The sequence below is a fragment of the Pseudomonas sp. RIT409 genome, assembly GCF_003052515.2.
GTDB lineage: Bacteria > Pseudomonadota > Gammaproteobacteria > Pseudomonadales > Pseudomonadaceae > Aquipseudomonas.
Genome location: NZ_QARE02000012.1, coordinates 101,251 through 127,097, shown reverse-complemented (window position 1 = coordinate 127,097; position 25,847 = coordinate 101,251). Strand labels below are relative to the sequence as shown.

Genomic DNA, 25,847 nt, shown 5'->3' with positions numbered 1-25,847 from the left:
CCTAATCCGCCACATTCAGATGGCCATTACTTACTTTTATGCGCTGACCTGTTACAGAGTTAACGCTGTACGTTTCAAAATTTGCCTGCACGCCTGTTGTCGCAAAAGATGAATTTTTTGGTGTTGGCGGCCTATATACGCGAGTACCGTCTGCGCTAATCAAACCAAGTCCATCACTTGTTTTGATCGCACCATCGCCAACCCAGATTTTACCTAACTGATTAGCTTCGTAAGATGTGCCCTGACCTATGGAAAAGTTCAGACTTCTCGTTCCACTGCCATTCACGGCCGCAGCTAACCTTGAGTCTTGGGCCGCGATATTGCTCAGGTTTTCTTGTAAGAGTTGATCCTTGAGCGGTAGATACAAGGCCGCATTTTCAGCGCCGGAGCTAACAGCGCCCCCTTTTGCACCACCCGCCGCTTCAAACCTTGTCGACGCTGAGTAAGCGCCATCAGCTTTCGTCAAAGCCCCTAATTCAGCTAGCGTCTTTATACGATTGGCTGGAAGAAAATTCAACGCAAATTCTACATCGCTTTGCGCCCTGATCTCGGCGCTCGCAAAATAATTCCCTTGCATGTCGTACAACTTCGCCAGCGCTTCCTTGGTCTGACTGGTCTCTACTGCTGCCCCCAAGCTCTCGAACGGATTTTTGGACAGTCCCATGATGCCGTTTGTCACGGCACTAGGGTTCATCAGTGCTGCCCAGGCCGACGCTAGTGAGCCCGTAAATCCAGCATTGGCACCTGCGATGGCTCCGCTAGCCGAATTCGCCACGTTTGATGCGGCGGAAGAGAAATCGGGCGTGACGGCCAGATTGTTCCTGTAGAACGCCGCGTATTCGCCAAGGAGATCACCGGAGTAGATACTTTGAAGATTCAGTAAATTAATGGAGCTATCCGCATACTCAGCCGCGTGATTGCTTCGGTAGTTTGCGAGCAGCACTATCGTGTCCGCCGATGAATAGGTTCGCTCTGGCCCCACCGATGGTATGTCTCCACCAGGAGGAGCATAGGTGCCCGCTAAAGGCGCCAGCGCTATTCCCAGATATTTCAGCGTCAGTTCGCTCGGCACTTCTCCCTGCTGGGTCAGCAGGCCATTCCAATTCCTATCGGTGTAGTACACCAGTGCCTTGGCAAGTTTCTGTTCAGCCTCCGCTGGGCTGATGTTTGCCTCTTGAGCAAATTGGGCAGCTTCTTTTTTGATCAGCGGGATTTCATCCGGGTGCATTTGGCGGTTGTATTGATCCGCCATTAATGAAATCCAAGCCGCCTTATTCACATCGTTGCCGCTCAGGCCCGCGGCTGTAAGCCCCACAATTTGAGCCATGCCCTGGCGCAACTCCGGATTGTTGTCAAACATTGCTTTCAAAGCACCAGCCGAGGCTTGACTGGCGCCTGCAGCTATAGCACCGGTCGCAAAGTCCCCGCCCGTTGCTGCTGACACTGCGCCACCCATAAGCGCGTGTAAGAAGACTCTACCGGCACCGCCTTCACCCCAAAGAGCCATTCCAGCCGGGTCGTTATTTCCGAGCGCTGTCAGGTACTGTTTCTGGGCGAAGTCACCTACCTGGCTGAATCCAACAGCGGCAGCGACAACGCCGGCTTGACTGGAAATATTTCCCAGTAAGTTATCACTAAGGCTTCCGCCTTTAACCGCCGTTTCAATGACTGCCGACGTTACACCTTGGGCGCCTAGATGAAGTGCGAAGCCTCGAACACCTTCAACTGTTGTTAGGTCGAATCCTTTAGTCAGGCTGTTGAATGGCTTAGTTGTACCTCCTAGCTTTGCGTCGATGACACCGGTAGTAAATCCAGCGACCATTCCCGAAATAGCCGCATTTTTTAATGCTTCACTGCTGAATGTTTCTTTTAGCGCAGCCCCTAAATTGCCCTTATTGTTGATGACATTGACAGCGCCTGTACTGGCCATAGAGGTCAATGCCGCGGTCGCCATGGCATTACCCCATCCAGCTGCTGAAAATTGGCCCCCGGCAGCCAGGGCTTCAGAAGTGGTGGCTGCCGCCATGGCCGTTCCAGCGCCAGCCTGAGCCCCAGCCAATGTTCCGATCGCGCCGCTCGCGGCTCCCGCAGTCAATACTGTAGTGATAATGATGATCGCCAACATCGCGCCTTGGCCCAGGCTCGAGTTGCTGTACTTATAGGCGTCGTGAGTTTCTTTAATCAGTTTCCAGTCAACATCCCCCCGCTTTTCCGCATCCTTCAACCACCCCAGATTGGGATCAGCCTGGACCATCGCATCAATCGCTTCGCTGACGGTCTGCTGATTCACCTGCTTCACATCAATGTGCAGGCCATCCACGGCTTTGATCGCCAAGTTGCCTTTGGCGATCAATTCGCTCTGGCGCAGGGTTTCGTCCGTGCTGCCTTTACCCGACATCGAGTTCCACGCCAGGCTGCTGTTGCTCTTCGCGTGACTCTCCTGATGCAGATCCTTCACGCCCTCGAAATCAATGGCCCCGCCACTGTTCAAGGTCAGGTCTTTACCGCTGTCGAGCTTGGCCACCTGATAGTGCTGGTCGCCTCCGCTGACCAGCATCATGTTGCCGCCGGAGGTGATCTCGCTGCCAATGTTGGTGACTTGGGTCACCTCATCGCGTTTGGTTTTTTTCTTGCCGAAGGAGCCTTTTTTCTTTTTGTCGTAGAGCGAGTAGTCGCTGTCCTCGGCTGCCAGGATGTCGAGCTTGTCGCCCGCGACCAGGTAGGCTTCGTCGCCTGCGGTGATGCGGCTTGAGATGACGGCCAGATTCTGCCCGGCGCTGACGGCGAGGCTGCCGGCTGCGGTGATATCGGTCGAAACCTGGCTGACGTGGTCCTCTTGGATCGTCAGTTTCTTGCTCTTGGACAGGTAGTGATCTTCGTCCGCCGCCGAGGCGATGGTGACGTTCTCGGTCGCGGCGATGGCGATGTCGCGTTTGGCGTCGATCTGCGTGGCGATGGCGTTGACGTCGCGTCCCGCCTGGACCGACAGGTCGCGCCCTGCGCTCACCGTTGAGCCGATCTGCGTGATGTCGCTGCTGGTGTGCTTGCTGTCCAGCACGAGGCTGTTGACCACTTGACTGGAAACGAGGTTGACGTCTCGCCCAGCGTTCAGGGTCATGTCACGCCCGCTTTGCAGCCCACTGCCGATGTTGTTGATGTCGCGACCTGCGGACATGCTCAAGTCATTGGCGGCTTCGATGCGCGCGGCATTGTCGACGTAATCCTTGTGCAGTTGGCCGCGGGCGTCGCTGTCGAGGGCGGTGAGGGTGCGCTCGTTGGTGACGTCGCCGCCGATGGCGGTCAACGTCACGTCGCGACCGGCGATGATGCCGCCTGCCTTGTTGGTCAGATCATTACCCGCCAATAGATCCAGCCGGTTGCCAGCCTGAATCAGCCCGCTGTTGACCAAGTCCTTGCCTGCCATGGCCGACAGGTTGTTGGTGGCTTTGAGGGTGCCGACGTTGTCGAGGTTTTCGCCGGCGATGAGGGTGACGTCGTTACCGGCGATCAGCGCGCCGTTGGGTGCGAGGCGGTTGTCGGCTTGCGCCAGGTACAGCACCGGCACCAGCACTTTTTCGCCATTTACCTCGTGCTCTTCAAGCCAGACGATGTCGTGGGTCAGCGCGGCGACTTGTTCGGAGGTCAGCGACACGCCAACGGACAGGTTGAGCTGTTCCTTGCTGGCGATGGCGTTGTTCATCAGGTACTTGAACTGATCCTCGTTGGAGGTCTGTCCATCGATGAAGGCCTGGCCGGTACGTGCGGTGACGGCCTGTTGTACGAGGCGTTGTTCGTAGAGGCCGTCGCCCAGGCGCTTGGCGCTGGTGTCCGGGTCGTACCCCAGGCCCGCCAGCAGGTAGTCCGAGCTCATGAACTGCTTGAGGTCGGTGAGCACGGGGTTGGTTTCGATGAGGTATTTGCCGGTGCTGGGTTTGGCGGCGGAGCTTGGCAAACCCTGGACCTTGGCGATGCTTTGGGTGGTTGTGGAGCCCACGGTCGGCAGCACAGCGGTCGCTTGATCGCTCGCCGTGGCGCGAGGAACAGCGCCGACGCTGGTCGCGCTGGCGGGTTCGGAGGTGCGGACCGGCAGGACGACGCCCGCGTTGCCTGCCTCGGTTGGGCTGGTGGTGTTCAGCGCGGCTGTACTGACATTGACGCCCGTGTCATCACGCGTGAGGGCTGTGACCTGCTGTGAGGTACTGGCCGATTGGCCCACAGCGTCTACGCGTAGCGGGCTGATGGACGCATTGGGAACTGACTGTTCACGTTGCGCTGCCGAAACGCTGGCGCCGGTGAGGGTCCAGCTACCAGACCCAGCCCCGATCGGCGCTGCATCGGTTCCACTTTGGGTACTCAGACGAAAAAGACCATTCTGGCCGGTCGGCAGGCTGAAGCCCGGCAAGGTGGTCGGGTCGACTTGCTGTTGGGCGAGGTTGGGAGGCAGTTGAGCATTGAGGCGAACGACGACGGTCTTGCCGGTGCCCGCCGCCTGAGTGCTGCCGACTTTATTAGTGCCGCCTGCCGAGGCGTAATCTTCGTGGATGACGCTGTTCTGCAAATCCTGGGTAGCGCTGATGGAGACGTTGCCGCCCGCTTGAATCACCGCACTGCGCCCGGCGCTGTTGGTGCCGTCCTTGGCCACTTCTACGTCGCTGACCAGGGTCATTGTGCTGAGCCCGGCAGGTAACGCCAGAAGGTTGTTCGGGTCGTATTGTGAAGCTGGCTGAGACCCGAAGCTGTAACCAGAAAGCGTCAGACTCGAGACATTCGCGTTGGTCTGCAAATCTGTGACGTTCGTGACTCGTATCAAACCGCCGTCGTGCCCTGGCTCTCGACCGTTAGTAAAAGTGACTTTGGCCAGGCGCAACTCCCCTGAAGGCGCGACGTAGTAGACGTATGGAAAATTAGGGTTATCACGCTGGTTATAAGCGACCACATTCGCCATGAAGCGATTGACATCCCCGTCTGTAATTTCATGGCCGTTGACGTCGCCGCCATAGAAGTACGTCCGGGTGCGCTCGACGGTCCCGCTGACGGCTCCGATGTTTTTAACGTTGTCCGCTTGAATGGAGATGTTGCCGCCAGCACTGAGGGTGCTTTTGCTATTGAGGAAACTGCTGCCTGTGAAGGAGAAATTGCTGCCCGCCGTCAGCAAGGCTGAGGCGCTGGTGTCGCTGTCTTCGCCTGCGTTGAACGTCTCCCTTGCAACGAAGTTGACGGAATAGTGATCGCCACTGCAATCCAGGCATTGCGTTGCGATAAACCCTGAAATCAGCGTGCGCCCCACCGCAAAGTTCTGTGCCCCATCCGAACCTTGCGTCCGGTTCTCGAATGCGGTGGCGTTGATCGAGAATGCCCCGCCGCTTTCCATCGAACCGGACACGTTGGCGACCTGGTTGGCGCGTGCAGTGCCGTATCCGCCGACGGTCAGGTTACGCAGACTGTAGAAATCACCTGTCAGGTTGCTCAGGCTGGCAATGTTCAACTGCATGTCCGCGCCGCTGAAGATCAGCCCTTGCGCGTTGCTGAGCGTCGGCGTCGTCACGGTCAGGGCCTGAGCGGCGCCCAGTGTTCCGTAGTTGGCAATGGCCCCGGCGTTGAACACCATGTCGGCCGCTGACGTCATGCGGCCATAGTTGTTCGCCTGTCCCGAGACATTGATGTCGGTGCGCGCACCGCCGGCGATGCTGGCCGCGCTGCCCAGTGCCAATTGGCCTGCGCCCAGGCCGAGCACTCCAAGGCTGGTCATCCGACCGTTGCCGGAGTAGGTACCGCCAAGCGCCAGATTCAGCGTGCCGTCACTGGCGATCAGGCCGTCGTTGTTCCAGTTGCCCCCCGATCCTGTCAGCGCCGTCGACGCCAACAACTGCCCACTCGCCGTCTGCGTAAAATTATTGACGTTGACGTTCAGCGTCCCTGCCTGCAGCACGCTGCTGTTGGTCCAACTGTCCGCATTGAGCGTCAGCGCACCGCGGGTAACGAAGCTGCCGCCAGCGTTCATCACGTTGGCGGTGGAAATACCGAAGTTGCCGCTGCCTACATGCAGCACACTGCCGCCTGCGTTGAGCAGGTTGCCTACGCCCAGCGCCAAGTCGGTGTTGGCGGTTTCCAGGGTGCCGTTACGGTTGTCGAACAGGCCGCCGATCTGGAACTGGGTAACGCCGCCAGTGCCCAAGGCGCGGATTTTGCCGGTCTGGTTGTCGACGCTGGCCGCTTTGATACTGAGGGTGCTGTCGCTTTCGATGATGCCCAGGCGATTGTTAAGGGCGCCGGCCAGGTCAAGGTCGATTTGCTGACCGGCGATCTGGCCATCGTTGTCGCCGCTGTTATCGAAATGATTGCCGGTGACGCTGATCTTCTGCTTGGCGTACAGCCCGCCGTTGCGGTTGTCGAAATTGCCGTTACCTGTGTTGATCAACGCGTCGCCGCTTTGCGCAGAAACCCGCCCGCCGTAGTTGTCGATGCCTGCCAACGCCCGAATGTCGAGGCGCTGAGCCTGGGTAATGCCGCCGTTGCGCGCGAGGTCGTAACCATTTTTCAACACCCCGGTGATGCGGGCGGTGAAGGCGTTTTGCAGGCTGGAAAGCACACCGCCCCGGTTGTCGACGTTGTTGGCGGTGAGGTTGAGATCGCCGCCTTGAGCGATGATCTTGCCGGCCTGGCTGTCGATGTCGCCGGTGACAGTCAGGTTCAGTGCGCCTTGGCTTTGCACGGTGCCGTGGCCGTTGGCGAGGCTCGCGGCCTGCACCGTCAGGCCCGCGTTCTTGCTGTAGATCAGGCCGTCGTTGCCGTTCTGGATTGCGCCGCTGGCGGTGAGTAGCAGGCTGTCATTGGCGGCGACAGTGCCGCGATTGCGGTTATCCAGCGCACCGGTGAACAGGGTGAGCGCCCGTTGGCTCGCCAGTTGGCCGCCTTGGTTATTGACCTGCGCTGCGCGGCTGATCAGCAGGTCGCCCGCACTGGCGAGCTTGCCATTGGTGTTGGTCAGGTTGCCAAGCAGGTCAAGGGAAACACCTGCGTTCCCCGCGATGCTACCGGCGCTGTTGTCCAGAGCGGTGCCCGTGAAACTCAATGCCTGTTGCGCGTTGATCGTGCCTGCGGCGTTACCCAGTTGATCCGCGTTGATGGTCAGGGCGGCGCCGCTGTCGATAAGGCCGTTCTGGCCGTTGTCCAGCAGGCCGCTGACGGTATAGGTCTGCCCTGCTCCGCTGGACAGAATCCCACCGCGGTTATCGAGGCTGGCGGCTGTGACGTTGAGCGCCTTCTGGCTGACCAGCGCGCCGTTGGCAGTATTGAGCAAGGCGCCGGTCAGCGCGACCCCAAGGTCGCCGCTGCGGCTGGAGAGCGTGCCGCCGTTGCGGTTGTCGAGGCTGCCGCCACTGACAGTCAGTCCCTGCCAACCGGAAATCAGCCCCGACTGGTTGAGCAACGAATCCGCCGTCAGGGTCAGGGTCCCGTTGCTGATCAGCTTGCCGTTGCTGTTATCCAGCGTACGGGCTGTGAGGCTGTAGCTCTGGCTGCTGGAGATTTCACCACCGGCGTTTTTCAGGTCACGCAGGTGACTGACGGTCAGCGGGTTTTGGGTGGTGATAAGGCCGTTGCTGTTGTCCAGGTCCGCGCCGTTCAGATCAAGGTTCAGCGCGGCGGTGCCCAGCAGTGTACCGCCGACGTTGTTGATGCCGGTGGCTCGCAGGTTGAGGGTTTGCGCGGCGTTGATCAGTCCATCGTTGCCGTTGTTCAGCAGACCGTCGACAGTGAGGGTCAGGTCGCCGCGGCTGGTCAGGGTGCCGGCGCTGTTATCCAGAGTGCCGCTGCGTGCATCGAGGCTGGCAGCGGCGATCATGCCTTTGACGTTGGTCAGGGCCTGAGCGACGCGCACGATCAGCGCCTGATTGCTCAGCAGCTTGCCGTTGCTGTTGTCCAGGCTGTCGGCGTTGAATGCGAACCCTTGAGCGCTGGAGATTTCGCCATTCCGGTTATTCACGGCTGCGAGGTTTTTCAGCAGCAAGGCGCCGGGGGCGTTGATCAGGCCGCCCTGGTTGTTCAGTAGGCCATGGTTGAGGTCCAGCGTCAGGCTGGCGTTGCTGAACAACGTGCCGCCTTGCTGATCGAGCCCGCTGACGCCGGCCGTCAGCGCCTTGTTGCTGCCGATGCTGCCACCGCTGCCGTTGCTGAGTTGCGCCGCTGTCAGCTCAAGGCTGTCGGCGCTGCTCACGCGGCCGTTGTGGCTATTGTCGAAAGCACCGGTACGAATCGCCACCGGGCCTTTGCCGCTGATGCTGCCACTCAGCGTATTGTCGAGGCTGGCGCTGTCGAGGTTCAGGCTGCCGTCGGTGACGAGTTTGCCACCCTGATTGGTGATCGCCCCGGTTGTGTCTAGATTCAACGCGGCCGCACTGGACAGACTCCCGCCGTTGTTCGTCAGCGTGGCGCTGCGCACGCTCAGTGTGCCTTCGCTGCTGAGCAGACCAAGGTTGTTCAGCAGGTCGCCGTTCAGGCGCAGGTCAACGTTTTGCAGGCTGAGCAGGTGGCCGCCGCTGTTGTCCAGCCGTGTGCCAGTCAGGCTCAGGCCGGTGTTGCCAGACAGCACACCGGCGTTGCGGTTGGTCAGTTGATCCACCGTCAGGGCCAAGTGCTTCTGGCTGACCACGCGCCCCGCGTCGCTGTTGTCGAGTTGCTGGGCGGTCAGGCTGATTGCGTCCTGAGTGGAGATCTCGCCGCCACGGTTGTCGACGTTCGCGACATTCAGGTTCAGCAGGCCGTTGGCGCTGAGCAGACCATTCTGACGGTTGTCGAGCTGGGTACCGGTGAGGCTGAGACTTCCCAGCGCGATGAACTGACCACCCTGTTGCTGCAAGCCGCCGATGTTGGCGATCAGGTCCTGTTTACTGGCGATCTGGCCCAGGCCGTTGTCCACGCTCGCGGCGTTCAGCAGCAACTTGCCGTCGGCGATCAGCGTGGCGTTGTGGTTATTCAGAGCGTTGTCGACAGTGAGCGACAGATCGCCATGGCTGCTCAGCAAACCTTGGGTGTTGTCCAGGTCAGCCGCACCGGCATCCAGCGATGCCCCCGAGATCACGCCTTTGACGTTGTCGAGCGCCTGAGCCACGCGAACGATCAGCGCCTGATCGCTGATCAGTTTCCCGCCGCTGTTATCGAAGTGGTCAGCCATGAGGCTGAAGCCCTGGCCGCTAGATATTTCCCCGTGCTGGTTTTGGACGCTGGACAGATTTTTCAGCAGCAGGGTACCCGGCGAGTTGATCAGGCCGTTCTGGTTGTTGAGCAGCCCATGGTTCAGATCGAGGCTCAGCGTGCCGTTGCTGTAAAGTTGCCCGCCCTGCTGATCCAGCCCCGTGACATTGGCCGTGATGGCCCGTGCTGCGGCGATGCGCGCACCGTCCCGATTGGTGAGCTGCGCCGTTTCAAGGGTCAGGCGGTCCGTGCTGGTCAGTTGTCCGCTGTGGCTGTTATCGAAATCGCCGGTGGTGACCGCGACGGCCCCCTTGGCGGAAATCAGCCCCTGGTTGCGGTTATCGAGGCTGGCACTGGTCAGATCCAAGGTGCTGTCTGTGCTGATCGAGCCGCCTTGGTTGTTCACGCCCCCCACCGCCGTGACCTTCACGGCGCCTGCGCTGGAAACGCTGCCGAGGGCATTGTCCAGTGACGCAGTGCTGGCCTCCAGGTCGGCCTCACTGCTCACGGCCCCACCCTTGTTGATCCAGTCGCCGGACAGGTCCAGACGCACACCGTTTTGGCCAGCTACGGTGCCGGCCGAGTTATCCAGCGACTGCCCGTCAACGTCCACGATGTCGCCGAACAACAAGCCTTTGGCACGGTTGAACAGATGTTCGACGGTCAAGCTCAGCCCCGTTCCGGCGATGACCTTGCCGGCGTCGCTATTGTCCAGTTGCTCGCTGGTGACCACCACGTCACGCTGGCTGGACAGTTCACCCCCACGGTTGTCAATGCGCGTCACGTTCAGGTTCAACGAGCCGTTGGCACCCACCAGCCCCCCGGCTTCGTTGTTCAGCGAGCTGCCTGTGAGGTTCAGATCACCTTGCGCGACCAGTTCGCCACCCTGTTGAGTGAGACTGTCGATACGAGCGGTAAGGTCGCTCTGGCTGGAGATGCGCCCCGTATCGTTCTGGACGCTGGCGGCTTGCAATTGCAGGAGGCCAGACGCGCTGATCAAGCCGCTTTGGTTATTGAGCTGCTCGCCAATGAACGCGATGCCGCCTTTGCCACTGATCAAGCCTTGCTGGCTGTTGGTCAGGGTGTCGATGAACAGCTGCATGTCATGATCGGCACGTACGACACCGGCACGGTTATCGACACTGCCACTGCGCAAGGCCAACGCCCCTTGTGTCGACAAGCGACCGGCGCGGTTGTCCAGAGAAAGGCTCTGCACGCTCAGTGCACCTTTGCTTTGAAGGCTGCCTGCATCATGATTGTCGAGCTCGCCGGTTAGCACGATGCCCAGATCGCCGTCAGTCACCACGGCGCCCGATTCGGCGTTGTTCAAGCTAGCAGCCTGCAGCGCAATGCCCTTGGCCGCACCAAGGGTCCCGCCCCGGTTATCAAGGGTCGTGCTCACGTTCAGTGAGAGGCGTTGATCCGCGCCGACGTCGCCACCGGCGTTATCCAGGCTTGCCGCCGAGAGGGTGGCATTGCCTGCGGCTGACCATTCGCCATTGCGGTTGGACATGGCCCCATAAACGAGCCCGTCCAGGTTGGTCTGGCTGCTGAAGCGGCCACCGTCATTCAGCAATGTGCCCGCGTGCACATCCAAGCCATTGGCCGAGACCTCGCCTCTCAGGTTGCTGAGCTGCCGATTCACGCGCACGACCAGGGACTGATCACTGATCAGCGAGCCATCGTCGTTTTGCAGGTCGCTCGCGGTGAAGGAAAACGCCTTGGCGCTGGAGATTTCTCCGGCCTGGTTGGACACCTGGTTCAGGTTTTTGAGCAGTAGCTGCCCTGGCGCCGTGATGAGGCCGCCCCGGTTATCCAGCAAACCACCATTGAGGTCCAGGGTGACATCGCCGTTGCCGTAAAGCCGGCCGCCATTGCGTTGGTCCAGCCCGGTGACGAACGCGCTCAGGCCCAAGGCGCTGGCAATACGTCCGGCTTGGCTGTTGTTGACCTGCTGCGCGGTCAGTTGCAAGCGACCGCTGCTGGTCAAGCTGGCAGCGTGGTTGTCGAAAGCACCGGTCTGGACAGCGACCCCGGCGCCTGCCAGGCGGCCGCCCGTGCTGTTGTCGAGCGAAAGGCTTTTCAGCACGAGCGCTGAATCCGACAGCAATTCGCCCCCCTGGTTGGAAACGGCATTCGCTGCTGTCACGCTCAGCGAGCCCGCGCTGGTCAAGCTGCCACCGTCGTTGGCAACGTTGGTCGCGTTGAGGCTCAGCGCGGAATTACCACGCACGGTGCCGCCACGGTTGTCCAGCTCCCCGGCACTGATTTGCAGATTGCCATTGGCGGTGAACAGCCCCAAGCCGTTGAGCATTTGCCCGGTGATCGTGGCTGACAACCCGGCGGTGCTGAAGACTTTGCCCTGCTGGCGGTTGTCAAACAGATTCGCGTTGATCGTCAGGCCCGTGCTGCTGATCAAGCCATTCTGAGCGTTGAGCACCTGAGCGGCTGTCACCCCGGTGCTGCCCTGACTCAGCATGCGACCCGACTGCCGATTGTCCATGACCGCAGCCGAGACCTGCAGGCTCGCCTGACTGCTCAGCGTGCCGCCTTGGTTATTGAGCGTCTGGGCAACAGTGGCTTGCAATGCTCGGCTGGCCGTGACGCTGCCTGCGTTGCGCAGGTTCTGCGCATTCAGCGCCACATCACCCGCCGCATTGCGGCTGTTGTCGGCGTTCACGCCCGCCTCGACGATCGCATTGTTGGTCAATTGCCCGTTACTGCTCAGGCTGATGCGATCACGCGCGGCGATGTTCTGCTGGATGTTCAACGCGTCACGGGCCTGCACGTCGACGCTGCTACCGTACATCGCGCCTTGCACCTCGGCGCTGGCGGCCTTGACGTTGACGGCGCCGTTGGCGGCGACCTGGGCCATGCTCAGTTGGCCGTTGGCGTCGATCTGGATGTCGCCTGCGCTGGCGGCCAGATTACCCGCGAGTTTTACGCCAATACCGGCTTCGGTGCCCACCAGGCGGATCGCGCCTGCGTACATCCCGCCGAGGGCCGAGCTGTCGATGGCCAGTTGCGGCTTGGCGCTGCCGTCATCTGCCAGGGGGGTGGCCTTCAGGGTCTGGGCGTTGACGTCGTTGCGGCCGGTGACGATGTTCAGTTGTTTGGCGTGCAGCTCGGCGTTGATTTTTGCGCTGCGGGTGATGATGTCGAAGCGATCGACGTTATCAGCGTTCAGCCCTTGCCCGTCGATGGAAACGCTGCCGCCGTCGACGTGGAAACGGTCAATCCCGCCTGCGCTGTCGAACACGGGTCTGCCCGTGGTCAAGGTCACTTGCGGCGTATTGATGAAGCCGCATCCGTTGCAACTGATGCCGTATGGGTTGGCGACGATGACGCGGGCGGCCTGCCCTGCCACTTCGGTATAGCCCTTGAGCTGCGTGGCGTTGGCACCGGTTACTTCATTGAGGATGGTGCTGGCGGCGCGGCCATTGAGGTTCTGGTTGCCCACGATGATGCCGCCCAACTGCGTGCTCTGGGTACGGTTAGTGGCGTTGTTGAGAATGACGCCTTGAGCACCGACGTTGTACTGCTGATATTGGTTATGGGACAGGCCGCTGGCGTTGGGTGCGGCGATGTTGACGATGGGCACGCCGTTGCCGGCCTGGCCCAGCGTGGTGTTGGTGGTGCCACTGACGGCAATGCCATCGGCCTGGACCAGCAGCGGTTGCCAGAACATCGCATTGGCCAGAATCAGCGCCAGGCCGCGCTTGGGCAGGCCGCAGAAAGTGCTGCGCTCGGTCAGTTTCGCGGAAGGCTGGCGGGCGAGGAAATCAAAGAAGCGAACGTCCATGTCAGGGATTCCGGCGAAGCGTCAGAGGAAGAAGTCGAGGCGAAAATAGATCGGCGACTCGCGCTCGATCACGCCGCCAGGACGTTCCAGAGAGTGGGCAAAGGTGGCACTCGCCGCGACGTGCTGGCCGCGGGCGAAGAATTCGAAGGCGTTGCTCGACAGCCGACCGTGTTCGTCGCCGTTGTAGCGATCATTGCGGATGACGCCTTGGTCGTAACCGACCGCAGCGCCGTAGTCGCTGAACACAGGGCGCAGCCAATCCAGGGTCACCGGACGGGTCAGGCGCAGCTCGTTGCGCCAGTAGCCGCCGCTGTCACCCGAGAGAAACTGGTCCTTGTAGCCACGCACCGACGCCGAGCCGCCCAGGCTGGTGCGCTGCGGGCTGAACAGCACGTCTTCGCTGCGCTGGCCGGTCGCCAGGCTAGTGAAGGTCAGGCTCTCGCCCCACAGTTTGAACGGCTGCAGGTAACTGACCGTGCCGGTGTATTTGCGGTAGCGCGCGTCAGGCTCGCCCGGGTCCGGGTGATTATTATCTTGAGCGCCCAAGGCGCCGATGCCTTGCTGCATGCCCAGGTCAACGTTGAGAAACGCCCCGCCGATGCGGCGGCCATGGTTGATACCGTATTGCAACTCGGTGATGCGGTTGCTACTGAGCGCCAGGCGGCTGTCTTCGACATAGTTGTTGGTGCGCACGTGCGACACGCCGATGTTGAGCGACGTCTTGCTCAGCGCATCGCGGTAGACGACGCGCTCGGCGCGCACCTGATGGGTCTGGCTGTCGCCGGTCTGTTTGAAGGTGAAGCCGTCAGCTTGCCCTTCGGAGCGGTAATCGCTTTCGTTATAGCTGTAACTGAAGTTCCACCAGCCCCATAGCACGTTGTAAGCCAGGGCAGCATTGTGCGAGGTGTGGGCCGAATCGGTCATGGCGTCGTGGCCACCGCGCAGGCTCAGTTGATCGGCCAGACCCAAGGGGCTGTCCCACTCAAGGCCGGCGTTCCACTGCTGTTCTCCCGTGCTGCGCTGGCCGTCGTTGTTGCGCGACAGGTTGACGCGCCAAGGCTTCTGCGGCGTGTTTTTGACCACCACATCGCTGCCCCCCACCTGCTGGCCAGGCGTCAGCTCCATTTGCGCCTGGTTGGAGGGCAAACGGTTGAGCTGATCGACCATCTGCTCGATCTCGCGCAGGTTGACCAACTGCCCTTCCCGCCCGGGAAACGTCATGGCCAGTTCACGCTCGGTCAAGCCGCTGTCGGCATCGCCTCCAAGTTTCTCCAGCCGCCCTTCTATCACCAGCACCTGCAGATGGCCTTGCGACAGGTCCTGTTGGGGCAGATAGGCGCGGCTGGTGACCAGGCCTTTCTCGATGTACAGGTTGGTGATGACTTTGAGCAGCTCGTTAAGCTGCGAGACGCCCAGGCATTGGCCGAGGTACGGCTGGGTCAAACGATTGCGCTCGGACTCGGAAAGAGAATCGGCGCCTTTGAGCTCGATCGTGTTGATGGTGAAACAGCGGGTGTCGGGCACCGGGTTCGGCTGCGCAGGTGCAGGTGGCTGGCCGGGCAAACTCTTCAGTTCGTCCAGCCGGCGTTGTTGCTCCTGAAGCAAGCGCTCCTGACGGTCGCGGATGAGGTCTTGTTCGCCCGGTGTGGGTGCGGCATTGGCGACCAGTGGCGGTGCAGTCAGCAGACAAAAGAGCGCGATTCGGCGAACGGAAAAACCCACGGAGCATCCTTGCAATGGCACGGTGATATCAAGCGGACTGGATCCTATTCAGTCATATGTTTGGCGTCAATTAAAAAGTGTCGGAATCTTCGTTTTTGTCGGGGCGACCTGTCCTACACGCCCTGTTACGCTGCCACCCTTCTCTACAGAGGCTCGCTCTGATGACCCACATTCGTGTGATGACCCTGGACGATTACGATGCTGTCCTCGCCCTGATGCGCCAGACACCCGGCATTTCTATCCGGGATGCCGACTCGCGCGAAGCCACGGCACGTTATCTGCAACGCAACCCCGGCATGAGCTTCGTCGCTGAAACCGAGGCTGGGCTGTGCGGCTGTGTGATGTGCGGCCACGATGGGCGGCGGGGTTATTTGCAACATCTGCTGGTATTGCCCGCGTTCAGGCGGCGTGGCATTGCCGACGCACTGGTTCAGCGGTGCCTGTCCGCCCTTGAGGCGCTGGGCATCGGCAAATGCCATCTGGACGTTCTCAAGGACAACGATGCCGCGGCCCGTTACTGGCTGAACCGCGGCTGGCAGTTGCGGCAGGACATCGACCGCTACTCCTTCACCCGCCCCGGCAACGAGAACGCATGAAGCGCTGGCGCTGACGGCCAGGGGCCGACGCCCATGGCGATCGATCGGGGTTCCCAGATCACGCCTGGCCGGTGGCTTGGCTCAGGGCCACGGCGTCGGCACCTGCAGGGATGCGCATCGGTGCGGCAGGGTCGGTCACTGCGCGCCAGACAGCCTGCGCAACATCCCGGGCATGGGTGACCGGCGTACTCGTATCGCGGACACTGGCGAAGACCTGATCGCGGAACGCCACGTACGCTTCAGGGATGTCCGCGGCCATCAGACGCCGCGCGTTGTCGCCGAAGCGTGTGTCCGGTGCCCGCCCCGGCAACACCAACCGGACCCGCACACCGAAAGGCTCCAGTTCCAGCGCCAGCGATTCGGTGAAGGCATTCACCGCGGCCTTGCTGGCGGTGTACACCGCCAGCAACGGCAAGGATTTCAAGGTCACGGTGGAGGTCACGTTCACCACCACACCCGCCCGTCGCTGGCGGAAATCAGGCAATACCGCCTGGGTCATGGCCAGGGTACCGACGGTGTTGGTTTCGAAAACCTCGCGCACGGTGGCCAACGAAAGGCCTTCGACCGGGGCTAGCAAACCGATGCCCGCGTTGTTGACCAGCGCATCAATAGGGCCTGCTTCTTCCAGGCAGCGTCGGATGCTGCCACTGTCGGTCACGTCCAGTGCCAACAAACGCAAGCGCTCCGAAGGCTCGAACAGATCCGCCCGGGGCGTGCGCATCGTCGCGATGACATTCCAACCCTGGTCGAGGAAGAAACGAGCAATGTCCAGGCCAAAGCCAGACGAACAGCCGGTAATCAAGACGGTGGAAGCGGTGGTCATGTGCAAACTCCAAGGAATGAGGGACAAGCCCACCATAGAACGAAGTTGCCAGACGGAATACACTTCAACGTCCTGTTATTTGTCGAGACAGTCCAGATGGTCGACCCCTTGGCAGAAGTCGTCTCGTTGCTGCAGCCGACAGCGCCCTTTTCAAAACGAGTGATTGCTTCCGCGCCCTGGGCGGTCAGGCGCTCGGAGACCGGGCGTCCCTTCTATTTCGTTGTGCTGGAAGGCGCGTGTCGACTGACCGTGGAGAACGCCGAGGACGAAGACACCATGACCCTGACGGAGGGTGATTTCGTGCTGATCCCTGCCGCGCGCGCCTTCTCCACATCGAGCCTTGATCGGCTGCCACCCGCCGCAGACGAAGCCATCACTTCACCGCTGACCCCGATCCCCGGCGGCGTGCGCGTGGGTGATCCCGAGGCGCCGGTGACGGTGCGCATGCTGGTGGGCCATTGCGTGTTCGGCTCACAGGACGCCACCTTGCTGGTGCCGCTGTTGCCCCGCTGGGTGCATGTTCGGGGCGAGCAACGGCTGGCCACACTGGTGCAATTGGTCGGTGATGAAGCGCGCGCGCAACGGCCGGCGCGGGACATTGTGCTGGCACGGTTGCTCGAGGTCCTCCTGATCGAAGCCCTGCGCTCGACGGGCTCCAGCGCGCTCTCGCCCGGCCTGTTGCGCGGGCTGTCCGACCCCAAGCTGGCGCTGGCGCTGCACCGCATCCATGAACAGACCGCTCAACCCTGGAACGTCGCGCAACTGGCCAGCGCGGCGGGCATGTCGCGCTCAGCGTTCTTCGAAGCCTTCGGCCGTGCAGTGGGCATGCCGCCCATGGAGTACCTGCTGACCTGGCGCATGGCATTGGCCAAACGCTGGCTGCGCCAGGGCGAACAGGCCATCAGCGAGATCGCCGACCGCGTGGGGTACCGCTCGGTCAGCGCCTTTGGCGTCGCGTTCACCCGCCATGTCGGCATGCCACCGGGTCGATACGCCGCGCTTCACTGAGCCGAACGCGTCGGCCGTACAACGATTTCGTTGACGTCGACGTCGTCCGGCTGCTCGATGGCATAGCGCACGGCCCTGCCAATGGCGTCCGGCGTCAGCGCGACCGCCCGGTAGCTTTCCATCGCCTGCTTGGCGACCTCATCGGTGATGGTCAAGGCCAGTTCGCTCTCTACCACACCGGGGTGGACACATGTCACGCGGATGTCGGGCGACTCCTGACGCAACCCGTCGGAGATCGCGCGCACCGCGAACTTGGTGGCGCAATACACTGCCGCCGTCGGCGAGACCGTCAGTGCACCCACGGAGGCCATGTTGATCACGTGCCCTGCTCGACGCCGGGTGAATTCCGGCAATACCGCCGCAATGCCATGCAGCACGCCCTTGATGTTGACGTCGACCATGCGGTCCCACTCTTCGGTTTTCATCGCCGCCATGGGCGACAGCGGCATGATGCCCGCATTGTTGATGATGACGTCCACCCGCCCCCAGCGGTTGCGGGCGTGCTGAGCGAAGGCCTCGACATCAGCCTTGTCGGTGACGTCCAGCCGACGATATTCCGCTTGCCCGCCGGCGGCGTTGATTTCATCGACGAGTGCCTGCAGCCGCTCGGTACGCCGCGCCCCTAACAGCAGCGTTGCACCGGCAGCCCCAAGTTCACGAGCGATGCCTTCGCCAATACCGCTGGAAGCACCGGTGATCAGGATGATTTTGTCGATCGTCATGGAAAATTACCTGTGTCAGTGAGGTTGACGAATACGGTAACCAACCCAGACTGTCGCGATAAGTCCTCCAGAACTGACTGAATGGGTTAGCGTTGCTAACCAATGACATGCCGACCTATGAGTTGCTTACCGATGAAGACGGATCTCAATTTGTTGAAGGCCTTTGCGGCCGTGGCGCAACTGAGCAGTTTCCGCGCCGCCGCCGAACGGCTGGATGTCACCCGCTCGGCAGTGAGCCAGAGCATTCGTCGGCTGGAAGACGGCCTCGGGGTGTCGCTGGTCCAGCGCTCTACCCGCAACGTGCGGCTGACCGAGGCCGGCCAGGCGTTGTATCAACAGACGGCGCAAGCGCTGGCGTCGTTGACCTGCGCCCTCGACGACGCAGCCTTGAAAGGGCCGCCCCGAGGCCTGCTGAAGATCGCCGTGACCTCGATCGCCGAGCGCTTCCTGGATGGCCCGCTGATCGCAGGCTTCGTGGAGGCTTACCCCGAGGTGTCGCTGGACGTCACCGTCACGGATGAAACCTTCGATATCGTCGAGCGGGGGTTCGACGCCGGTGTGCGGCTCGGCGAAGTGATCGAACAAGACATGATTGCCATTCCCGTCACAGGTGAACAGCGGGAGATGGCCGTGGCCAGCCCTGCCTATCTGGCGCGCCACGGCAGGCCTCAGCACCCCCGCGACCTGACGGCCCATCGCTGCATCGGCTGGCGCCGTGCACCGGACGTAGCGCCCTGGCGCTGGGAGTTCAGTGACCGCGGCCGCGCGTTCGACGTGGCAGTGTCACCGCAAATCACCACCAACGACATGCTGCTCATGGTGCGAACCGCGTTGGCGGACGGCGGGATCACCTTTGGTATCGAAGACACCTTCCGCCCCTATCTCGAACGTGGCGAACTGGTCACCGTCCTGGACGAATACCTGCCGCCATTTCCGGGCTTCTACCTGTACTACCCCAACCGCCACAACCTTGCACCCAAGCTGCGGGCGTTGGTCGACCATGTGCGCAAATCGGGGCCGTCAGCCTGATGCCACGACAGTTTCGAGCAACGAGCCGGGATCAGATTGCGGTGGCCGTCCGTTTCTGGTGGGATGAACCATCGCATTTGCCAATGAGCCTTTGATCATGACCTCGTACCAGGACCTGTTTGCTATCGGGCAAACGTTCGACGACTTCGTCCGCCACGGACTGCCCGATGAGATCGACGCCGTGCGGGCGGTTCAGCGAAAGCTGGCATCGCCGGATGCGTTGAGCGCCGGGACGCGACACCGTCTGGCAGCGCTGGATGACGCTTTTTTTCTCTTGGCGGCCGGTGAAATGTGGTGTCCGGATTGCCAGATCAACCTCGCCGTCATGGACAGCCTGCAACGCTTTGCGCCGTCCGTCACATTGTCGATCATCACCAAGGCGCGCGCCGAAGACGCTTTGAAAACGCACCTGGCGCTGGAGCGGGTCGCCATCCCATTCGTGCTGGTGCTCGATCGAGACTTTCAAGTGATCGGGCGCTTCGTCGAGCGCCCCGATGCGGTGGTCCAAGGCGGCGACGCGCTCAAGCCGGCCTATCGCGCAGGCCTCTATGTGGAGAGCACGGTCGAGGACCTGCTGGCGATCTTCGAACGCCCGTTAAGTCCGGCGGCAGTGGGCAGGGCTTGAAAAAGTGGGCGCCGCGCTTGTTTTTTTCCACCGATGAGCCTTACTGCTTAGTGTGCGTAGCCGATTTAGCGACTCGCGTCTCGATCACTGGCGCCTCTGTTCCGTCAATCGGTGGGATTCGATCGATACAACGCGTTCTTCGAATCAGCGCTGCACAGCGAAACCGCCATGGGCTCCCCCCCTCACAACGTTGAACGCTACGGTGACGACTATTACCGGGTGGTCATCGCCGCCGCCGGCCTGTCCGCCGACGACCTGGACCTGCAGGTGGAAAAAGGCGTCCTGACGGTCTGCGGCGCCGAGCGCCAAGTCGACGCCGGCGCCACCTATCTGCATCAAGGCATCGCTCAGGGTGCGTTTCGCCTGGTGTTTCACCTGGCGGACCACATCGAGGTGCAGGGCGCAACGTTCGAAAACGGCCTGCTGATCGTGTTCCTTTTGCGGGTCGTGCCCGACGCCCCTCGCGCCCGACACATCCGCATCCACACCCCTGATGACGGGCCCTCCCGACGGCAGGTCAATCGCCATTGACCGAGCCACAAGGGCTGCCCGCCGAAGTGCTTGCCCCCGCGCGACCTTCATCGACGAAGCGTGCCCGTTTTGCCGCCATGCCATCGCGCAGCGCCACGTAATAATCCGGCGCCTGCTTGAGCTTGTCAGTGACCGGTAGCGTCTCGGCGCGCCCGTCGACGATGCCTCCCACCGTGTTGACGGTGCTGAGCGTCTCCACGGTGTCGCTGTTGTCGCCGAAGGGGTTGACCGCAAAACTCAGCACTTTGCCGGTGGCGTCCCGCAGGTTGGCCGTGCCGAGCAACGGCAGTTCGACGATGGGGCCGTTGGCGATGCTCCAGACGCCGAACGTCTGCCCGAAATCGGCTTTGTGCCGCTCGATGCCCAATTTGCCAGAAACGTCGATGAGCCCGACCAGGCCCACAGTGGTGTTGATGACAAACCGCCCCAAGGTGTTCACCGAGCGCCGGGCATTGCCCTGCAACACATCGTTGATGAAGACCTTGGGTTCGCCGAAGTTGGCGACGAAGTTATGCACCCCCGCTTGAACGACGCTCGGCAGGTGCCGATAGCCACGGGCCACCGGCGCCAGGGCGTAATCGTCGACCGTGCGATTGAAAGCAAAAATCCCGCGGTTGACGGTTTCGGCGGGATCGTGCACCTCATAGTCGACCTGCTCGCAGGACGTTGCCGGGGAAGGAGGTTGCGTGGTGCAGGCACTGGCCAGGAGCGCCAGAGCCCCGAGGGTGACGATACGAACACAGGGCGGAACAGCATTGAGCGTTGGCATGCGGGCATCTCGACAAGGACTGCTGCCGAGACTGCCCGCGATTGTTTGCCCGATGATTGCTGGATTCTTGCAAGGGTGTCGCTTTGTTTCCGGATTGAAATATATGACGCCGACCGCTGAATGATTTTAGATAGGCACCTGTTTCCCGTCCGGCAGCCTGTCCATCGTGAGCCATTTGATTCTGGTCGACGACGACCTTGAAGTCCTCGCCCTGTTGCAGAAATTCCTCGTGCGCCATGGCTACAGCGTCGAGGTCGCCATCGATGGCGCAGCCCTGTGGCAGGCCGTGGCGCGGCGCGCACCCGACCTGGTCATTCTTGACGTCATGCTGCCGGGCACCAGCGGCCTGCTGCTGTGCCAGCGGCTGCGTGCCGAGTACGACGCCGGGATCATCATGCTGACGGCGCTTGGCGAAGCGAGCGATCGGGTCGTCGGGCTCGAGCTGGGGGCAGACGACTACCTGACCAAGCCGTTCGACGCCCGCGAGCTGCTGGCCCGGGTACGCGCCGTGCTGCGCAGGACGTCGGATACACGCAGTGCGCCACTGGACACCCCGCGCCCGATCCTAGCGTTCGCCGGTTGGCATCTGGATGTCACCCGCCGCGAATTGCGTTCACCGGACAACGTCATGATTCCGCTGTCGGCAGGGGAATTCGAGCTGTTGCTGGTGTTCGCCGAGCACCCGCGCCGCGTACTGTCGCGTCAACAATTGCTGGACATGGCCCGCGGGGAGACCCACGACGCCTTCGACCGCAGCATCGACGTGCAGGTCAGCCGCTTGCGTCGCAAGCTCGAAGCCGATCTGGCGGGCACGCCGATGATTCGCACCATCCGCAACGTGGGCTACCTGTTCACCCCCGACGTGGTGGGCCGATGAACCGCAAGGCGTGGGTCGAAGCCAGGCGATGGCGGCCGGCCGACACCGTCGCGCGCTGGATCGCCCTGACCACGCTGGCCGCGATGCTGACGTCGCTGGCCTTGAATGGCGCATTCAGTTTGTTGGGCGGGGTATGGGCCAGGCCACCGTTGACGGAAACCGGCCTGATGGAAAAAGTCGCGGCGATTACCCGCATCATCGACGCCGTGCCCCGTGAACAGCGGCCGGCGCTCGCGAATGCGACCCGTGATCAGGCCTTCGATGCCCAGTGGCTGCCCCGCCACGAAGATGCAGGCCTGCCAACCATCGATGACCCGGACTTCCGCTCCGGCGCCCCGCTGCTGCGCCAGTTGTTGAACCGGCCCGACGCCCGCATAGAAGCCTACGAACCCCGCGACTGGTCCACCCAAGGTGAAGGGCGTTACGCGCTGCTGCTCGAACTGAGCGATGGCTCGTGGGTGATGTATTCGGTGCCCAGCCGCAGTTGGGGGCTTTCGGCGGTCTATCGCAACTTGATCGTGTTCGCGCTGATGCTGTCCTCGACCTTGCTGGTGGTTCTCATCGCCACACGCTACCTGGCGACACCGTTGGAGCGCTTCGCCGAGGGGGCTCGACGCTTCGGCACAGACTTCAGGGCCCCGCCGATCCCTGAGCTCGGCCCGCAGGAAATTCGCCAGGCGATCGTCGCCTTCAACGCCATGCAGGCGCAAATCCAGCATTTCCTGCACGACCGGACCCAGATGCTCGCGGCCATCTCCCACGATTTGCGCGCCCCGCTGACCCGCATGCGCTTGCGTGGCGAATTCATCGACGACCCGGAGCAGCAAGCGCGGCTCTTCCGTGACGTCGACGAAATGCGAGCGATGGTCGATTCGGCGCTGAACTTCTTTCGCGACGATGCACGGCTTGAACCGGCCACCGCCTTCGACCTGGCGGAGCTGTTGCACACCCTCGTCGACGACTTCAAGGACGCCGGTGTCGAGGTCGGGCTGAACAGCGTGCCGCGCTTCGTTTACTGGGGGCGGCCTGTTGGGATCAAGCGTGCGTTGGTCAACCTGATCGACAACGCCGCCAAATACGGCCGCGAGCCAGTGATGAGCCTGGACGCTCGAACCGATTGCATCGAGATTCGCATCGCCGACCGTGGCCCTGGCATCGCGCCCGAATACCAGGAGCAGGTCTTCGCACCGTTCTTTCGTCTGGAGGCCTCACGCAACAGGAACACCGGCGGCGTGGGCCTCGGGCTGCCAGCCGCGCGTGCGATCGTTCTGGAGCATGGAGGGCGCCTGCGCCTGGCCGCGCGCGCCGGCGGTGGCCTGGAGGTCATTGTTCAGTTACCCCCGCAGGGCGTTCCTCGCCCCGACTTGCCCAGCACATGACGCCTGTCCCTGTGCGGGCAAATCGATGGAACTCTCCCGGACCTGTGAGGCCCTAAGGTGAACGCCTGCGCTGCCGTCAGCGGCGCGGGGGGCAGGCATCGAAATCCACGCTGCCGCGTAATTCACTCGTAGACAGGTGACGCCGTGAACACATTCGTACCGTTGGAAAAACTGGAAGAAACCAACCTTCACGACTTCTATGAAGTCTGGCTGACCACCTCGGAAACCTGGCCGCAGGACCCGCACACCTCTCAACGCGAATGCATCTGGCGCATGGAACGGGACCTGACGGATGACGTCGAGATCGACGACCCCTTTTTCCAAAACCTGCCTCGGTTATGGCTGCTGGTCGACGACCTGAACGACGCTCAGGCTGTCGAAACGGTCGAGCGCGCGCTGACACAGCGTTTGGGCGAGTTGGCCGTGAAGGGTGAGTTCCACCCGGATGAAAAGCAGAAAGTGCCCTGTGGCGATAAACGAACCGACCTGAGGAGCTAATCCCTGTTCCCCCGTGGCAGCCTGACACCTGGCTGCCGCACGCCATCTTTAGCGGCGACGGTCCGACTCTGCTGAAGACGGCCACCCTGCCCCCGTGCTTCACTCTCAGCCTCTCAACGCCAAGAGTGAAGTTCACCATGATCGACCATCTCGACCACCTCGTCCTGACCACCATCGATGTCCAGGCCTGCCAGGATTTTTATGTACGGGTCATGGGCATGCACCCGGAAACCTTTGGCAATGGCCGGCTGGCCTTTCGTTTCGGTCAACAGAAAATCAATGTGCACGCGCGCGGTCGCGAATTCGAGCCCAAGGCTCACCTTCCGGTGCCGGGAGCGCTGGATCTGTGCTTCATCGCCAGCATCGGCCTCGACGCGGTGATCTCGCACCTGAAGGCCGAGCAATGGCCGATCGTCGAGGGGCCGGTTCAACGCACTGGCGCCACAGGCCCCATCCGCTCGGTGTATGTCCGCGACCCGGACCTGAATCTGATCGAGATATCCGAGTTGCTCACGCCTTCCGAATCCTGAATCTTTGGCCTGGGCCGCCCGCTGGCGGATTTGACATCAGTCGAGCAGCGAAGGGTCCGCGTCGATCATCAGCTGCTTCATTTCCTCGAAATGGCGACGGGAAAAATCAGTGATCTTTTCCCAGCCTTTCGCGGTCTTTTCGGCGACCTCGTCAGACAGCACCCGCAACGGTTGCCCGGTCGACCAGGCCGTCGCCAGGATCTGGCATGCCCGCTCCAGTGTCCAGATGTCGTCGAAGGCCTCGCCAATGTCCGGGGCGATGACCATGACGCCGTGGTTGCCCATCAACAAGCGGCGCTTGCCGTCCAGCAACCCGGCCAGCCGTGCGCCCTCCGCTTCGGTGTCGGCCATGCCGCCGTACATTTCATCGACCGCCACCCGATTGAAATAGCGGGCGGTGTTCTGATCGACCGGCAACACCTCAGGCTTGGCCAGGCAGGCCACCGCCGTAGTGTAGACCGGATGCAAATGCAGCACAGCCCGCGCGTGCGGCAAGCGCTGATGTATCTGCCCGTGAATCGACCATGCCGTCGCGTCCACCTCCGGATGCGCGGCACAGGCCGGGTCGTCGGCGTTCAGCAACAGCAGATCGCTGGCGCGGATCCGGGAAAAGTGCTTCCACTTCGGGTTGATCAGAAACTGTTTGCCGTCGGCCGAGACCGCGGCGCTGAAATGGTTGGCCACCGCCTCGTGCATCCCGAGGTGCGCGACGATGCGAAACGTCGCGGCCAGGTCGATGCGCGCCTGTTCTTCAATCGATAACGCCATGGGTCGCTCTCCGACGTGCCGCCGATGCAGCGCGGCACGCACTCAGTTCCGGTCAGGGTTTAGGCATCAGCTCGGCGATGTCCGCATCGGTCGGCGCCTGGAAGTTGTACTTCTTCAGCAAGGCCGCGTATTCCGGCGTTTTCGAGTATTTGGCCAAGGCGTCGACCAGCGCGGCCTTGACCTCGTCATTGCCCTTCTTCACACCGAAGCCGTTGAGCACCGGGTAGATCAGGGTATCGGAAGAGATCACCACGCGATTGCCCAGCTTGTCGACCACGCCACGGGCAACGGCCGCATCGGTAATCTGTGCTTCGACCGCGTGTGCCAGCATCGCTTGAGTGGTTTGCGGGTCAGTGGCGTATTCACTGATGGCGATCGGTTTCAGGCCGTTCTTGACGCAGTACTCGTCCGACAGTTTGTGCATCTGCTGCAGCCAGGAGGTGGCGGCCATGGAGCCGATCTTGTGGCCACAGAAGTCTTCCGGGCGCTTGGGCTGGTAGTCACTGCCCTTGACCGCGAGGATTGATTCGCCGCTTTTCAGGTACGGAATCATGTCGATGACTTTGACCCGCTCAGCGGTGATGTACATCGAGGAGTTGGTGACGTCGAAGCGCCCGCCCTGCAAACCGGTGATCAGGTTTGGGAAACGGGTGTCGACGGTTTCGACCTTGCGCCCCATGATCTTGCCCAATCCGTCGAGCAACTCGATGTCGAAGCCGGACGGACGGTTGTTGTCCATGTACTCGTAGGGGAAGAAGGTCACGTCGGAACCGGCGATCAGCTTGCCTTCCTGCTGGAAGGCCGAAGCGGCCAACGAGGTCATGGCGACCGCTGCGCCAACCAGACTCAAAGCAATTGGGCGAACAAACTTGTGCATGGTGTATCCCCGCAAGGTTAAAGGTTGTTGAGGCATTGCAGGAAAAGTGACTGTGCGCTGTCAGGTTGCAGGGAAAACAGGCTCGGGGGGCGCATAGAC

The 25,847-nt window shown here is 61.8% G+C and carries 16 protein-coding genes; 9 read left to right on the top strand and 7 right to left on the bottom strand.

All coding sequences use genetic code 11. The annotated features are described in order from the left end of the window. Nucleotide 1 precedes the first annotated feature (1 nt). A complete protein-coding gene (locus DBP26_RS16445) occupies nt 2-12,994 on the bottom strand; it encodes a filamentous hemagglutinin N-terminal domain-containing protein (protein ID WP_108238586.1) in 12,993 nt (4,330 codons plus the stop codon). Nucleotides 12,995-13,015: 21 nt separating this feature from the next. Then, nucleotides 13,016-14,695 (bottom strand): ShlB/FhaC/HecB family hemolysin secretion/activation protein, encoded by a 1,680-nt coding sequence (locus DBP26_RS16440; protein ID WP_177411068.1) that lies wholly within the window; start codon nt 14,693-14,695, stop codon nt 13,016-13,018. A gap of 182 nt (nt 14,696-14,877) precedes the next feature. Between DBP26_RS16440 and DBP26_RS16435 the strand changes: the two genes are divergently transcribed. After that, nucleotides 14,878-15,312: a GNAT family N-acetyltransferase gene (locus DBP26_RS16435; protein WP_108238584.1), complete on the top strand. Its 435-nt coding sequence runs from the start codon at nt 14,878-14,880 to the stop codon at nt 15,310-15,312. A gap of 58 nt (nt 15,313-15,370) precedes the next feature. On the opposite strand, the gene DBP26_RS16430 is transcribed toward DBP26_RS16435, so the two are convergent. After that, on the bottom strand, nt 15,371-16,135 hold the full coding sequence (locus tag DBP26_RS16430; RefSeq protein ID WP_108238583.1) for an SDR family oxidoreductase: 765 nt from the start codon (nt 16,133-16,135) through the stop codon (nt 15,371-15,373). Nucleotides 16,136-16,231: 96 nt separating this feature from the next. Between DBP26_RS16430 and DBP26_RS16425 the strand changes: the two genes are divergently transcribed. Continuing rightward, nucleotides 16,232-17,143 carry an AraC family transcriptional regulator gene (locus tag DBP26_RS16425; protein WP_108238582.1) on the top strand — a complete coding sequence of 304 codons (912 nt, stop codon included), beginning with the start codon at nt 16,232-16,234 and terminating at the stop codon, nt 17,141-17,143. Here the strand turns inward: DBP26_RS16425 and DBP26_RS16420 are convergent. Then, the gene (locus DBP26_RS16420; RefSeq protein ID WP_108238581.1) at nt 17,137-17,865 is read right to left on the bottom strand and encodes an SDR family oxidoreductase; all 729 of its coding nucleotides are present in this window, start codon (nt 17,863-17,865) and stop codon (nt 17,137-17,139) included. The genes DBP26_RS16425 and DBP26_RS16420 overlap by 7 nt on opposite strands. Nucleotides 17,866-17,997: 132 nt before the next feature. Here DBP26_RS16420 and DBP26_RS16415 point away from each other — a divergent pair, with 132 nt between their 5' ends. The 3 genes from DBP26_RS16415 (at nt 17,998) to DBP26_RS16405 (ending at nt 20,050) form a co-directional block, all read left to right on the top strand. Next, nucleotides 17,998-18,894: a LysR family transcriptional regulator gene (locus DBP26_RS16415; RefSeq protein ID WP_108238580.1), complete on the top strand. Its 897-nt coding sequence runs from the start codon at nt 17,998-18,000 to the stop codon at nt 18,892-18,894. A gap of 97 nt (nt 18,895-18,991) precedes the next feature. Next, on the top strand, nt 18,992-19,519 hold the full coding sequence (locus tag DBP26_RS16410; protein WP_108238579.1) for a thioredoxin family protein: 528 nt from the start codon (nt 18,992-18,994) through the stop codon (nt 19,517-19,519). A gap of 87 nt (nt 19,520-19,606) precedes the next feature. Next, a complete protein-coding gene (locus DBP26_RS16405; RefSeq protein ID WP_256600870.1) occupies nt 19,607-20,050 on the top strand; it encodes an Hsp20 family protein in 444 nt (147 codons plus the stop codon). Here the strand turns inward: DBP26_RS16405 and DBP26_RS16400 are convergent. Then, nucleotides 20,037-20,819: a VacJ family lipoprotein gene (locus tag DBP26_RS16400; protein ID WP_108238578.1), complete on the bottom strand. Its 783-nt coding sequence runs from the start codon at nt 20,817-20,819 to the stop codon at nt 20,037-20,039. The two genes, DBP26_RS16405 and DBP26_RS16400, sit on opposite strands and share 14 nt — an antisense overlap. Before the next feature lie 166 nt (nt 20,820-20,985). Here DBP26_RS16400 and DBP26_RS16395 point away from each other — a divergent pair, with 166 nt between their 5' ends. From DBP26_RS16395 to DBP26_RS16380, 4 genes are all read left to right on the top strand, one after another. After that, nucleotides 20,986-21,696 (top strand): response regulator, encoded by a 711-nt coding sequence (locus DBP26_RS16395; RefSeq protein ID WP_108238577.1) that lies wholly within the window; start codon nt 20,986-20,988, stop codon nt 21,694-21,696. Continuing rightward, nucleotides 21,693-23,075, top strand: coding sequence for a HAMP domain-containing sensor histidine kinase (locus DBP26_RS16390; protein WP_108238576.1), 1,383 nt, complete (start codon nt 21,693-21,695; stop codon nt 23,073-23,075). The genes DBP26_RS16395 and DBP26_RS16390 overlap by 4 nt, the downstream gene beginning before the upstream one ends. A gap of 144 nt (nt 23,076-23,219) precedes the next feature. Then, on the top strand, nt 23,220-23,573 hold the full coding sequence (locus DBP26_RS16385) for a hypothetical protein (RefSeq protein WP_108238575.1): 354 nt from the start codon (nt 23,220-23,222) through the stop codon (nt 23,571-23,573). A 137-nt stretch (nt 23,574-23,710) separates the two neighbouring features. After that, entirely contained in the window at nt 23,711-24,103 is a 393-nt protein-coding gene (locus tag DBP26_RS16380; protein ID WP_108238574.1) for a VOC family protein, read from the top strand. A 36-nt stretch (nt 24,104-24,139) separates the two neighbouring features. Here the strand turns inward: DBP26_RS16380 and DBP26_RS16375 are convergent, their stop codons facing one another. Both DBP26_RS16375 and DBP26_RS16370 read right to left on the bottom strand, forming a co-directional pair. Further along, on the bottom strand, nt 24,140-24,871 hold the full coding sequence (locus DBP26_RS16375; RefSeq protein ID WP_108238573.1) for a class II aldolase and adducin N-terminal domain-containing protein: 732 nt from the start codon (nt 24,869-24,871) through the stop codon (nt 24,140-24,142). 52 nt (nt 24,872-24,923) lie between these two features. Further along, nucleotides 24,924-25,748: an ABC transporter substrate-binding protein gene (locus tag DBP26_RS16370; RefSeq protein WP_177411066.1), complete on the bottom strand. Its 825-nt coding sequence runs from the start codon at nt 25,746-25,748 to the stop codon at nt 24,924-24,926. Nucleotides 25,749-25,847 lie beyond the last annotated feature (99 nt).

Excerpts from the sequence above, each read along its gene's own strand:
- DBP26_RS16445 (WP_108238586.1), bottom strand. The coding sequence starts at position 12,994 with ATGGACGTTCGCTTCTTTGATTTCCTCGCCCGCCAGCCTTCCGCGAAA.
- DBP26_RS16435 (WP_108238584.1), top strand. The coding sequence starts at position 14,878 with ATGACCCACATTCGTGTGATGACCCTGGACGATTACGATGCTGTCCTC.
- DBP26_RS16430 (WP_108238583.1), bottom strand. The coding sequence starts at position 16,135 with ATGACCACCGCTTCCACCGTCTTGATTACCGGCTGTTCGTCTGGCTTT.
- DBP26_RS16425 (WP_108238582.1), top strand. The coding sequence starts at position 16,232 with ATGGTCGACCCCTTGGCAGAAGTCGTCTCGTTGCTGCAGCCGACAGCG.
- DBP26_RS16420 (WP_108238581.1), bottom strand. The coding sequence starts at position 17,865 with ATGACGATCGACAAAATCATCCTGATCACCGGTGCTTCCAGCGGTATT.
- DBP26_RS16415 (WP_108238580.1), top strand. The coding sequence starts at position 17,998 with ATGAAGACGGATCTCAATTTGTTGAAGGCCTTTGCGGCCGTGGCGCAA.
- DBP26_RS16410 (WP_108238579.1), top strand. The coding sequence starts at position 18,992 with ATGACCTCGTACCAGGACCTGTTTGCTATCGGGCAAACGTTCGACGAC.
- DBP26_RS16400 (WP_108238578.1), bottom strand. The coding sequence starts at position 20,819 with ATGCCAACGCTCAATGCTGTTCCGCCCTGTGTTCGTATCGTCACCCTC.
- DBP26_RS16390 (WP_108238576.1), top strand. The coding sequence starts at position 21,693 with ATGAACCGCAAGGCGTGGGTCGAAGCCAGGCGATGGCGGCCGGCCGAC.
- DBP26_RS16380 (WP_108238574.1), top strand. The coding sequence starts at position 23,711 with ATGATCGACCATCTCGACCACCTCGTCCTGACCACCATCGATGTCCAG.
- DBP26_RS16375 (WP_108238573.1), bottom strand. The coding sequence starts at position 24,871 with ATGGCGTTATCGATTGAAGAACAGGCGCGCATCGACCTGGCCGCGACG.
- DBP26_RS16370 (WP_177411066.1), bottom strand. The coding sequence starts at position 25,748 with ATGCACAAGTTTGTTCGCCCAATTGCTTTGAGTCTGGTTGGCGCAGCG.